Annotated in this window: 11 protein-coding genes; 3 read left to right on the top strand and 8 right to left on the bottom strand. The window is 47.0% G+C overall.

Annotated features, from left to right (window positions below; all coding sequences use genetic code 11):
* The first annotated feature begins 80 nt into the window (after positions 1-80).
* Positions 81-497 (top strand): ferritin-like domain-containing protein, encoded by a 417-nt coding sequence (locus AS030_RS18830; protein WP_061974554.1) that lies wholly within the window; start codon positions 81-83, stop codon positions 495-497.
* Between the two features lie 49 nt (positions 498-546).
* Positions 547-744 (top strand): hypothetical protein, encoded by a 198-nt coding sequence (locus AS030_RS18835; protein ID WP_061974557.1) that lies wholly within the window; start codon positions 547-549, stop codon positions 742-744.
* Between the two features lie 231 nt (positions 745-975).
* Here AS030_RS18835 and fdhD read toward each other — a convergent pair whose 3' ends face one another.
* From fdhD to AS030_RS18860, 5 genes are all read right to left on the bottom strand, one after another.
* Complete coding sequence (gene fdhD / locus AS030_RS18840) at positions 976-1,761, bottom strand: formate dehydrogenase accessory sulfurtransferase FdhD (protein WP_061974560.1); 786 nt, start codon at positions 1,759-1,761, stop codon at positions 976-978.
* A 13-nt stretch (positions 1,762-1,774) separates the two neighbouring features.
* Positions 1,775-4,132 (bottom strand): FdhF/YdeP family oxidoreductase, encoded by a 2,358-nt coding sequence (locus tag AS030_RS18845; protein ID WP_061974562.1) that lies wholly within the window; start codon positions 4,130-4,132, stop codon positions 1,775-1,777.
* Between the two features lie 200 nt (positions 4,133-4,332).
* Positions 4,333-4,695, bottom strand: a complete 363-nt coding sequence (locus tag AS030_RS18850) for a Na-translocating system protein MpsC family protein (protein ID WP_061974564.1) — start codon at positions 4,693-4,695, stop codon at positions 4,333-4,335.
* Positions 4,696-4,739: 44 nt separating this feature from the next.
* A complete protein-coding gene (locus AS030_RS18855; protein ID WP_061974566.1) occupies positions 4,740-6,011 on the bottom strand; it encodes an L-lactate MFS transporter in 1,272 nt (423 codons plus the stop codon).
* A 336-nt stretch (positions 6,012-6,347) separates the two neighbouring features.
* Entirely contained in the window at positions 6,348-7,541 is a 1,194-nt protein-coding gene (locus AS030_RS18860) for a class I SAM-dependent rRNA methyltransferase (protein WP_240482411.1), read from the bottom strand.
* A 120-nt stretch (positions 7,542-7,661) separates the two neighbouring features.
* Here AS030_RS18860 and AS030_RS18865 point away from each other — a divergent pair, with 120 nt between their 5' ends.
* A complete protein-coding gene (locus AS030_RS18865; protein WP_061974568.1) occupies positions 7,662-7,961 on the top strand; it encodes a nucleotide pyrophosphohydrolase in 300 nt (99 codons plus the stop codon).
* A gap of 318 nt (positions 7,962-8,279) precedes the next feature.
* On the opposite strand, the gene AS030_RS24620 is transcribed toward AS030_RS18865, so the two are convergent.
* The 3 genes from AS030_RS24620 to AS030_RS18880 form a co-directional block, all read right to left on the bottom strand.
* Positions 8,280-9,737, bottom strand: a complete 1,458-nt coding sequence (locus tag AS030_RS24620; protein ID WP_061974570.1) for a glycoside hydrolase family 32 protein — start codon at positions 9,735-9,737, stop codon at positions 8,280-8,282.
* Between the two features lie 110 nt (positions 9,738-9,847).
* Entirely contained in the window at positions 9,848-11,158 is a 1,311-nt protein-coding gene (locus AS030_RS18875) for a GntP family permease (RefSeq protein ID WP_061974572.1), read from the bottom strand.
* Positions 11,159-11,186: 28 nt separating this feature from the next.
* A complete protein-coding gene (locus AS030_RS18880; protein ID WP_240482412.1) occupies positions 11,187-12,188 on the bottom strand; it encodes a LacI family DNA-binding transcriptional regulator in 1,002 nt (333 codons plus the stop codon).
* Between the last annotated feature and the right edge of the window lie 17 nt (positions 12,189-12,205).

Genomic DNA, 12,205 nt, shown 5'->3' on the forward strand with positions numbered 1-12,205 from the left:
AAGAGCCTTTTCTTGAGGAACCACCCACCCAAAAAATACATAGGATAAAGGAGTTAGTAAAGTGGAAGGGGTATGGCTCTATGTATAACTGGAATCGAGATGCTCAAGAAATTGCCAATCTGGAAAAGGCCTTGAACGGAGAATACAGTGCGATCATCTGTTATGAGAAAACGTCGCTGCTGGCGCCTAATCCAGAAGGTAAAAAGACTATCCAGGAAATCCGGCAGGATGAAGTCAACCACTATCAGGTAATAAGTGCCATTTATACACAGTTGACGGGAAGGACGTTTACACCAAAACAGACAGAGGCTTGTCCAACCAATTATCGGGAAGGGCTGAAGACTGGCTTTAAAGACGAACAGGAAACGGTTGATTTTTATCTTAAGATTTCCGATCAGGCAAGCAATAATTATATAAAAGAAGTGTTCAAGCGGATCGCCATGGATGAACAGAACCACGCAGTCTGGTTTTTATACCTGTTAACAGGAGGGCAGTAAAAAGGGGGGAGCCCCCTTTTTTTGTTCAAAGGATTGCAAACAGAGTTGGATGATCGCTTCCGTTGATGAGGACCGGTGGAAGGAAATCCAAAAAGAATTAAAAGAGGAATACACACGGTTACTGCAGACCCTTGATTCCACCCTTCCCCGGGATGAAACCTATGCAGATGAAGCTCTGGGATGTCTTGCGCATTCAGCCTACCATTTGGGTGCTATCAAACAAATGATTAAATATATCACGGCATAAAAAAGGTGCTATCCAACAAGTCTGGAAGCCGTTGATTTTCGTTTCAGGCCGCTCGCTTTCCGCGGGGCGTGCGGTGAGCCTCTTGGCGCAAGCGCCTGCGGGAGTCTCACCTGTCACGCTAGTCCCGCAGGAGTCTCGCACCTTCCACTACAATCAACTTTCCTGGAAGCTTTTTACGCAAAAAGGAGCTGCCTGAAGGTCAATTTTTGACTTTCAGGACAGCTCCCTTTTTCATTTTATCCGTTCAGGATGGGTGTACACATTGAGCCGGGTGCCGCGGATAAATCCGACGGCGGTAATCCCGAGATCATTCGCGAGCTCCAGCGCCAGCGTGGTGGGTGCAGATTTAGACAAAATAATGCCGGCACCGATTTTGGAAACCTTCAGTAAAACTTCCGAAGAGATCCGGCCACTGAAGGCAATCACTTTATCGGAAAGTGTAATCTTGTTTTCAAGGCAGTAACCGTAAATTTTATCAAGCGCATTGTGACGGCCAATATCCGACCGGGAAATCAACAGCACCTCATTTGTACAAAGCGCAGCGTTATGCAGCCCGCCTGTTGAGTGAAAATCATCGGAGGATTCCTGCATCGCTTCCATCAGCTTGATGCATTGCTCCACTTCAATCGTTGATTTGGTTACGATCGTTTTGGCATTTTTCACATCGCTCTGAAAATAGAACTGCCGGCTTTTTCCGCAGCATGATCCGATAAACCGTTTCGACTGCAGCTGATTGGTCACTGGCGCCTTGTTCACCAGCTGCACATAGGCAAACCCGCGGTCTTCATCAATGGACAGCGATTCGATTTCTCTCGGAAAACGAATCACCCCTTCTGATGCAAGAAAACCGGTGACAAGGTCCTCTAGATAAGTTGGTGTACAGACCATGGTTGCAAATTCCTCTCCATTTACATGGATGGTCAGTGCATATTCTGTTGCCACCGTATCTTCTGTCTCATGGAATGAGCCATCATTGTACTTGATGATGCTTATGTTCTTCATGACGTTGTCTTTCATATACTTCTCCTTTTTAGCTGATCTCCGTTTCCTGGTCCGGGATCGGCTTTTCCAGGTATTTAATATCCTTGCGAGCATTAAAACGCTCCGCTTTTTCTACCTTGACTGCTACATTATAGCTTGGAATCTTGGCGTATTTCTCATATACGCCTTTCGGAAGAAGAAAGTTCCCTTCTGGAAAATGAACCTCCAGATTCCCTCTCGCAATATCGATAAATTTCGCACGGCCCTGGAAGACACCATGCTGATTATACACCACAATAGTTTCTCCTTCATGAATGGACAATTCCTTCGCATCATTTCCGTTCATGAGGACATCATATCTCCCCGCTCCGTTGAACGGATCACTTTCATGATAGACCATCGAATTGAACTGTTTTCCTCTTCTCGTGGTCACATAATACGTATCTTTACCCTTTTTCAAATCCGGTATATCAACCAGGATCAAATTTCCTTTACCATCGGATGTAGGACAGATTCCATCCTCGCAAAGCCAGGCACCGCCCCACTGAAATACGTCTCCCCGTTCTTTTAAATGCTGGATGCCATCATAATTGGGATTGGCCAGGGCAATCTCTTCCCGTATTTGCTGTCCGCTTTTAAAATTAATCAGATGAGCTCGCTGTGGTTTCACCCGCTTGGCCAGATCCACGTAGATTTTCCACTCGGCCCGTGCTTCCTCCACCTGCTGCTGGTTTCCTTTAATTTCAGGCGAAAAGTACACCATGCGTTCAGTGGAAGTTGAGGTTCCCCCGTCTTCCTGTTCATATCGAGTTTTGGCCGGGAGCACAATGACGGCTTCCTTCGCATCCACCAATGTGGACGTATTATAGATGATATCCTGATGCACCCGAAATTCAAGCGAAGATAAAGCCCGCTCGACAAAATCGGGATCAGGCATCGTTTCAAGGAAGTTGCCTCCCGACAGATAGTACATTTTAATTTTCCGTTCATGGTCCTCGGGCAATAAAATGTTTTCAAGTGACACGCCAAGAACGTCTCCCTGCCATTTCGGAATAGTAAAGCCCCACAGTTTTTCAATGCGTTCGATGTTGTTCGGTTCAAAATCACCGCCGGGCAGCACGAATGGATCGGCCCCCATCTCACCGCTTCCCTGAACACTGGAATGACCGCGAATCGGCATCAACCCGCAATGTTTGCGGCCCAGAAATCCGCGCAGCAACGCCAGGTTCGCTACCTGGGAGATGTTGTCGGACGCAAAGGTATGCATGGTTAAACCAAGTGACCAGACAAACACGCCGGATTTACTTTTGGCGAGGAGCATTGCAAGCTCGTGAATGCGCTCTTTGCTCACTCCGGATGAGGCTTCAATTTCTCCCCAGCCTTGCTGCTGGACCTTCGCCTTTAACTCCTCATAGTTGTTGACATGCTTTTTCACAAACGAATGGTCGATCGCGGATCCGAGCTGTTTCGCCTCCATTTCAAACCAATGCTTCATGATGCCATGCATGAAGGCGATATCTCCCCCGATATTAACCTGGTAAAAATCATCTGCCAGCTTTGTGCCAAAAAGCGCAGACTCGGCAATGGACGGAATCCAGTATTTTTCCATGGAAGGCTCCCGGTATGGGTTAATGCAAATGATCTTTGTTCCCTTTCGTTTGGCAGCATACATATATTTGGTGGAAACCGGCTGGTTATTTGCGGCGACCGATCCCCAGAACACGATAACATCGGATCCAATCCAATCCTGGTAGTTGCAAGTCGAGGCCCCTACACCAATGGACCGCTTCAGCGCTGTTTTGGACGGAGAATGGCAAATGCGCGAAGCATTATCAATGTTGTTCACACCAAGGTACCGGGCTACTTTGGCAGCCACATAGTAAGATTCGTTCGTGATACCCCGTGACGTCAGAAAGAACGAGACCTGCTTGGGATCAAGCGTCTTCATTTTGTCCGCAATCAGGTTCAGGGCATCATCCCATGTCAGACGGGAAAACTTACGCTCACCCCTCCGACGGATCAACGGATATGGAATGCGGCCCAGCCTTCTCAGTTCCGCGCTGGAATACTTGCGAAGCTCATCAACGTCCGCATGAAGTATCTCTTTTTTCATGGCCGGCATTGTGTTCAAGCGGAGCACATTCAGTCGTGTCGTGCACACATGCGGACCTGCGAGCGTTTGATCATACAGACCCGAAACGCCAAGAGCACATCCGTCACACACCCCTTGGGTCAATATTTTGCCCGCATAAGACAGGTTATCCCGGTTTTCCCAGGCCACCTTCACCGTATCGCGGATGTGCCCGGGTTTTATTTTGCCCAAGCCGAACGGTACAGGGCTGACCCAGTTTTTCGGATCTGGTGTTTTGGGTAGCTTGATTGGTCCTTGATGCTTCGTTTTTCCCATGATTTTCTGCCCCTTTTCCTTTTTCTATTTGATTACTACATTAACGTTGGTAATAGACGATGTTTCTTTCAAGAACACCAAAGGTTGCTAAGTGCTTGAACAAAACAAAAACCACCGGGAGCCCGATTGTGTTCAAACAATCGGAAACCGCGGTGGTAGTCTTTAACAGGATCGCTGCCAAGTGCCAACACTAAGGGCGTTTACTTTTTAGTTAGTTTTTCTTCCAGGTTTTCATCAAAAACAAAAATCGACATTCCAAAGTCCTTTTCAATATCGATATCTACAAAAAGATCCACAAACTTAGCTCCCAGCAATTCTTCCATTTCAACCGGATGGTTCTTTTTGTACATGTCCTTCACCATTTCGGTTCGTGCGGAGCGCAGCATCTGCTTGCCCTCACTGTATCCTGAAATGAACTTTTCGACTGGAGAAAGATTGCCTTCCATCTCGCAAATCGCCCAGTTTTTGCAAAAGGTCGTTTTGATTTGCCGGGGGCCCTTGCCCATGTGGCGCTTACGAAAAGCTCTTACCAGATTACTAAACTCTGCTTCATAATTATTCATAAACGACAACCTTTTTTTATACATTCTGCTATAAAAAGTATAAATCAGAAATTCTGGGCTTGCAACTGTTGACCCGAAGCATTTTCCTTCTCGAGACGGCGGATATCCAGCCGGGCGAGGAAAGTGACAACCAAAGCGACGATAAACAGGGCCGCAAAGAAGGTCAGGCTTTCAGCATAACTTCCGGTTGTATCCTTTACCCATGCGGCAAACAGAGGTCCGGCAAGACCTGCCGCGGCCCAGGCGGTTAAAATGTACCCATGAATCGCGCCAAGTTGTTTGGTTCCAAAAAGATCGCCGATGTAGGCAGGAATCGAAGCAAACCCTCCGCCATAGCACGTATAGATGATGGCGAGCATAATCTGAAAAACAATGGCTGTTGTGATGTTTGGAAGCAGGAAAAACAGTACCGTTTGAAGCGCAAAAAACGTCGTATACGTGTTTGTTCTTCCGATGTAATCCGAAACCGAAGCCCAGCCAATCCGGCCAAATCCATTAAAAAGGCCGAGTACACCGACAAGCGCTGCCGCTTCTGCCGTCGACAGGCCAATACTTTCCTGGGCGAGAGGTTTGGCCGCTGACAGAATAGCGATTCCGCAAGTTACATTGATGAACAGCATGAGCCATAGATAATAGAAGCGTTTGGTCTTCACAGCCTGATTGGCGGTGAGTTGGGACAAGTCCTTTCGTATGATTGTTTTCCCGCTGTCCACCTTTTCCTGAAAGCCCTTAGGCAGCCAGCCCTCTGCAGGTTTTTCCAGATAGAGAGAGGACGCCAGCATAACAACAAAATAAGAGATTCCCAATATGTAAAACGTATTGGCGATACCGACCGATTTGATCAGGCTGTCCATGACCGGAGAGCTGATGGCGGCAGCAAAGCCAAAGCCCATGATGGCAAGGCCCGTAGCCAGCCCGCGCCGGTCAGGGAACCATTTGACGAGTGTGGAAACAGGAGCGATATAGCCGACCCCAAGCCCGATCCCCCCAAGCATGCCATAAAAAACATACAATAAAGGCAGTGACCCCATTTGCACGGCAAAACCGGAACCCGCCACACCTGCTCCAAAGAATACCGCAGCAAGCAATCCCGATTTCCTTGGCCCGTATTTTTCAACAAAATGCCCCAAAAAGGCAGCGGACAGTCCAAGAAACAGAATGGCTAGACTGAAGGTCAATTGAACTTCACTCGCACTCCAGTTGAACTTTTCCATTAATGGATTGGTAAAATTGCTCCATGCATACACTGATCCGATCGAGATGTGAATGCCCACTCCCGAAAGCGCAATCAGCCAGCGGTTTTTAACCTTGCTCATTCCTAATCCTCTCCCTTTTATGTAAAATTAAAAAGCCGCCACAAACTCTCCTTATAGTTTCCATCCACTATAAGATCGAAGAATGCAGCGGCAGCAGAATCACAGGTTCGCTATGGTATCCCTAACCGATTTTTAAAACGCTTTCAAAAGTCCTTTTAAACAGGTGACAGGTTCGCTGTTCCTTGCCAGAAGACCTTTTGAATTCTGTTCACAAAATATTCAAATTTCTCTTCTTAAGAGTAATGTAAACGAGCAAGCCCGTCAAGTAGCTCGCTTTCATTTTTTAACAGGATTCTTTTTGAAAAAGCACCTGCCATCCCCGGCAGATGCTCTTCTTTATGATAATTTTTTCAGAATGACGACCTTCAGGTAATCTCCTTCTTTGAACTCTTTGATGGTCTTGAAGTCTTCCGGCACGGTATGCTCTTCCAAAATCTTATACTTTCCTCCGGTTTGACGGAACGCTTTTTCAATGAAACCTTTAAACTTCTTCATATCAAATGTACTGCAGTTGGAAGAAGCGACGATCACACCATTTTTTTCGGTAATCGCAATGGCCTGTTCAAGTAGCGCCGGATAATCCTTCCCGGCACTGAATGTATGCTTTTTTGAGCGTGCAAAGCTTGGCGGATCCAGGATGACCAGATCAAACAGAAGCTTTTTCCTTACGGCATATTTAAAATAGTGGAAGACGTCCTCCACAATAATGTCGTGCGCGTCATAATCCAGTCCGTTGATGCTGAACTGTTCTTGTGTTTTGCTTCGGCTTCGGTTGGCCAAATCCACGCTCGTTGTTTTCTCTGCTCCGCCCAAAGCCGCTGCTACAGAAAAGGCACCCGTGTAAGAGAAGGTGTTCAGTACTTTTTTGCCATTGGCGTACTTATCCCTGATCACCTTCCTGACGTCCCGCTGATCAAGGAACACACCCACCATAGCACTTTCGTTTAAATAGGTCGCAAAATGAATGCCATTTTCCTGCACGATCAACGGAAACTGTGCTCGCTCTCCTGCGACAAAATCATCGTCTTCAATGTATGATCCCTTTTCGGCAAACCGCTTCTTTTCATAAACGCCTTTATAGTCGTCCACCTTCTTTAACGATTGAAGAACCTCTTCTTTAAATTGATAGATGCCATCGCTGTACCAGTTGATTACATAGAAACCGTCGAAATAATCGATAGTCAGGCCGCCGATCCCGTCTCCTTCTCCGTTAAACACACGAAAAGCCGTAGTGCTTGGATCGTCAAAGAACCTTTGCCGGCTCTCGACCGCTGCTTTTATCTTCTTTTCAAAAAAAGACTGATTGATTTTTTCGTCAGCATTTCGGGTTAAAATCCATCCCAGCCCTTTATTCTGCTTCCCGTAGTATCCTTTTCCGATAAACTTGCCCTTTTCATCCACGACTTCAATAATCGTGCCTTCAGCAAGACCCGCATCAACATAAGACACGGCGTTGCTGTGAATCAGCGGTGATCCGCCTTTGATCCCCTTATCGGAAGATTTTATTTTCAAACGAGCGTTTATACTCAATCCATTCACCCAATCCATGCACAAATTTTATGGTGATCCTATATTTCTTTATCACATTCTGTCATTATAATACTTATCCTAAAAGAAATCATTAATACATAAAGGAGAGTTCATTTTGCCATGGACCATTTAATTAAAGAAATACGGAAATTTCGGGATGAGCGAAACTGGGGACCATACCATCATGCCAAAGACCTTGCTCTCTCCATTACGCTGGAGGCTTCTGAACTTCTCGAGAATTTCCAATGGAAAGAGAGCCAGGAAGCCGTCGATGAAAACCTGGAAAACATTAAGGAAGAGCTTGCTGACGTTATGATTTATTCCCTGCAGCTCGCAGACAAGCTTAATCTGGATGTAGAACAGATCATTCGAGACAAGATGAAGAAAAATGCGGTGAAGTATCCGGTGAAACAGGATTAAGTACATCATTTTCACAAAAACAATAACGGTCTATCCAAGAAGTCTGGAAGCCGTTGATTTTCGTTCCAGGCCGCTCGCTTTCCGCGGGGCGTGCGGTGAGCCTCTTGCCGCAAGCGCCTGCGGGAGTCTCACCTGTCACGCTAGCTCCCGCAGGACAAGGAACGCTTCGGCAGCGAAACATCGCACGAAGAAAATGTGGTGTTCATTTTCGAGGATCTCGCACCCTCGGACTTCAATCAACTTTTCATTGAAGATTTTTTACGCAAAAATGGGATGTCTGAAGGTCAATTTTTGACTTTCAGGACAGCCCCTTTTAACTTATGCTTTTGGATTCCAAATGGATTTCAAGCGGGTAAGCTTCACTTCTTCAAAGGCCACCTCTCCGCCAACGGAATAGACCTGCATGGTAAAGTCTTCATCAAACGGAAAGAGAAGCTCTGTCATCATCAACTCCCCATCACCCGCAAACAGTTCCAGCGAACAGGCGTCCAAAATCAGCTGGACGTGGTGATCGGTGTGCTGGCGGGTGGCCCCCGCTGCATCCAGGCTCGGAAAATGCTCGGAAAAATCAATCGCTCCGCTTCTGCGGCGGTCCACACTCCACTGCCGGTTTACCCGGCTGTAGGTTACACATGTTTCAGTTTTTTCCCCTTTTCGAAGAACAATGCCCCATTCCTTCGTATCAGGGTCTATATTTTTCGGTTTCAGCTTTAATTCAAACAGCTCGTCCTTGCTTGGAAACACAAATGGCTGCTCATCTTTCACGACCACATTTTCATACGCGTTCAGCTTTTCTTCCTTTATATTGTCAAACTCTTTAACGACTTTTTGAGTCAGGCACCAGCCGCTCTCGGTCATTTTCAAACCAAGCTCCCTCGGCAAGGACATCGCGCTTCGCCACGGATCGGTAGGCACTTCATTGGCGTACTGCCAGTTACTCATCCAGCCAATCCAGATTTTGCGCTCTACTTCCGTGTTGCTCCAGGAAACTGCCGCATAAAAATCCTTTCCGCCATCCGCCCAGCGAATATGGGCCGGTCCCTCATCCGGATGAAAAGCTTTGCCGTCAAACTCGCCGACAAAATACTGTGTTGCCGATCCGCCATTTGGCCCGCCGGGATTGATGCTCACGATCAGCACCCACTTTTTCGTGTCAGTGCCATCCACCTTCAGTTGAAACAGATCCGGGCATTCCCAAACTCCTCCATGAGCACCAAAATCATTTCCAAACGACGACAGGTACTCCCAGTTAATCAGATTGGATGACTCGTAAAATTGGATCTCGTCACCCGCTGCCAGGCACATGATCCATTTGGCGTTTTCCTGGCTCCAAAAGACTTTCGGATCTCGAAAGTCCTTCATACCGGGATTAGCGATAACCGGGTTCTGGTCATATTTAATCCAAGTCCGCCCCCTGTCATGGCTGTAGGCCAGGCTTTGTTTCTCGTTGTTTTCCTCGTGCTGAGTGTAAAAGGCGACCAGGACATCCTCTTCTCCCTCTTTTAATCCGCTCGTATTGTCACGGTCAACAACGGCACACCCGGAAAAAATCATGCCAAGTTCATCCGGATACAACGCCACGGGAAGCTCTTCCCAGTGGATAAGGTCCGGGCTCACCGCATGGCCCCAGTGCATCGGACCCCACACCGTGCTTTCCGGATGGTACTGATAAAACAAATGATATTCCCCATCGTAATAAACAAGACCGTTCGGATCGTTCATCCACTTTTCCTTTGGCGAAAAATGAAACTGCGGCCGGTAAGGATGGTTGTACATGAAAAAACCTCCGTTTTGTTATGGTATGTATGCTTTCCCTTATCTTACAATACCTTTCCACCATTTTTTTATTAAAAAGAAAAAGGCCTCATGTAAGAGACCTTTATCTGTTAAAAAATCATAAATAACACAACTGCCAATATTACTCCAAGCAGGGGAACAACAACCGTCAAAGCGCCAAAAGCCGGGTAGGCGTCCTTATGTTTCTCACCGGCAATCGCCCTGATTGTCGTGACCACATACCCCCCTTGAGGAAGCGAGTCCAAAGATCCTGATGAAATGGCGGCAACCCGGTGAAGTGCGTCAGGATTGACACCCATGTCGAGATAATGAGGGGCCAAAAGAGGCAGGGCGATGCTCTGTCCTCCGGATGAAGATCCTGTAAGACCAGCGATAATACAAACCGCTATTGCCCCGCCAATAAGCGGACTTCCCGGGATATTCGTCATTGCATCCACTGCATGTGAAAATGCAGGGGTGGCCTTGGCTACACCTCCAAAACCAACAACTGCCGCAGTATTGGCAATCGCAATAATTGCGCCAATCGTCCCTTCTGTAATCGCTTTCGAAAAATCGATAAAGTACTTTCGATTAATAAGATAAACCGAAATACATCCTCCCAGCAGTGCAATAATTAATGCGGACTGGGCAAGAGACTTGTGAAACGAAAATGAAATACCCAGTACAATAAGCAAAGGGATGCAGCTCAGATAAGGATTGGGCAGCTTCTCCCGCACTTGAGTTGAATCAGTCTCCCGGGATTCGAATCTTTCTCCCCGTGAGATGGCTTTTTTAATCATTTTTTTCAGCCACCAGTAACCAAAAATCATCATAAAAACGGCGACAACCAAGCTCACTTCCCAGCCAGCATAAGGTGTCGTACCCAAAAACTCAATGGGAATCCAGTTTTGAATTTCCGGCGAACCCGCACTGGTCATGGTAAACGTCGTTGAGCCAAATCCGAGAGCAGCAGGGATAAACCGCCTCGGCAGGTCTGCTTCTTTAAAAAGGCTTAATGCCATGGGATACACGGAAAAGGCAACAACAAAGAGACTAACTCCGCCGTATGTGAGCACCGCGCAGGCAATAACAACAGCAAGCGCCGCCTTCTTCACACCAATCCGGTCGGTCACCCATTTGGAGATGCTGTCCGCGGCCCCGCTGTCTTCCATCAGCTTGCCGAAAATGGCGCCGATTAAAAACATAAAGTACCAGGACGCGATAAATCCAGTAAACCCACCCATATAGTTCGTCACAAAATCTGGTTCATTTTTGTCTGCAAGCTGCGGGAAAAGCGGCAACCCGCTCGTAATCGCTACAATAAATGCAGATAGCGGCCCTGCAACCAACAAGTTCATTCCAATCATGGTAAGCAGAATCAACAGCGCAAGCCCGCCAATCAAACCAATCATACTCAGCATAACTTTCCTCCTGTAAAGACTTGGCCTGTCAGCGTCTGTCTTTAACCGAAGCACGTTCTATGAGGCATCCATCCACAAAATTCATTTCGGGTTTCTCCTGCTGTCCGCTAATATCGTCCAGCATCAGTTTTACCGCCTGTTGAATCATTTCATCCACCGGCTGCTTCCAGGTGGTCAAGGCATATGATGACCAGTCCGCCATTGTCACATTATCAAATCCAATGACCGAGATATCTTCAGGGATCCGGTATCCGGCAGTAGTCAAATAATCAATGGCACCAAATGCCATAATATCGTTCGCGCAGAATAACGCATCCATTTTCTCATGATGCTTCATTAATTTTTTCGCAGCAGCAAACCCGCCCTGATATGTGAAGCCGCCGTCCTCCATCGGGATCGATTCTATGCCCTGCTTTTGCAGTGTATCCATGAACCCCCTGCTCCTGTCCAGGGATGTGGACGTATTGGCCGGCCCGGAGATGAAACCCAGCTGCAGGTGGCCGGTATCCAAAAGGTATTGTCCGATCTTCTGACCTGCGGAAAAGTTGTTGCAGATAACGGCATTACTCATAGAATCGCTAATATAGCGGTTAAACAGCACAACAGAAATGCCATTTCGATTGAGTTTTTGAACCGCCGCTGAGGTTAAAAGCGCATCAGTGATAATCACGCCTTCCACACTATACTCAATCAGCTGGCTCACTTCATGTTCCTGGATCTCATCATTCTGGGAATTGATAAACATGATCTGATACCCTTCTCCCGACAGCCTGCTGTAAAATTTCTCAAGCACCTCAGGATAGAAAGGATTTTGCACATCACGCATAACAATGCCAATAATTCTTGATTGATTGGTAATCAGCCCTCTGGCGATCGCATTGGGCTGATACCCCAGCTTTTCAGCTGCATCCAGGATCAATTTTCTTTTTTTAATTGAAATGCTCGCATTTTTACTAAACGCTCTGGAGACGCTCGATTGGGAGACTCCTGCCAACCGGGCAACATCCATCGCTGTCACTTTTTTATTCAAAATAGTATTCCTCCTGC

Origin of the sequence: Fictibacillus enclensis (genome assembly GCF_001457035.1) — a bacterium.
In the GTDB taxonomy this organism is placed as follows: domain Bacteria; phylum Bacillota; class Bacilli; order Bacillales; family Fictibacillaceae; genus Fictibacillus_C; species Fictibacillus_C enclensis.